This window comes from Vibrio sp. 10N.222.49.C9, assembly GCF_041474985.1.
Taxonomy (GTDB): Bacteria; Pseudomonadota; Gammaproteobacteria; order Enterobacterales; family Vibrionaceae; genus Vibrio; species Vibrio crassostreae_C.
The window spans coordinates 1-286 of record NZ_JBFRVD010001467.1; the positions used below are offsets into that span (position 1 = coordinate 1).

Below are 286 nucleotides of genomic sequence, written 5' to 3' on the forward strand. Positions count from 1 at the left end.
ACCGCATTCAGCGTAACTGGTACAGCGTTGCAGAGAAAATCATCGCTACAACTGGCGAAGAACAAGAAAAAGCACGTCAAAAACTGCGTAATGACCTACTAATGCTTGGTCCTCTATTTGCAGAAAGCGAGTACTTCATGAGTGAAGACTTTAGCTTGATTGATTGCTACCTTGCTCCACTATTGTGGCGCTTGCCTACGTTCGGTATCGAGCTGACAGGTCCTGGTTCAAAAGAGCTTAAGATCTACATGAACCGCGTATTTGAGCGTGATTCATTCCTAGCTTC

Annotated in this window: 1 protein-coding gene; it reads left to right on the top strand. The window is 45.1% G+C overall.

All coding sequences use genetic code 11. The features are described 5' to 3' along the window. A partial coding sequence (locus tag AB4585_RS28790; RefSeq protein ID WP_372172203.1) for a glutathione binding-like protein occupies positions 1-286 on the top strand: 286 nt, incomplete at both ends.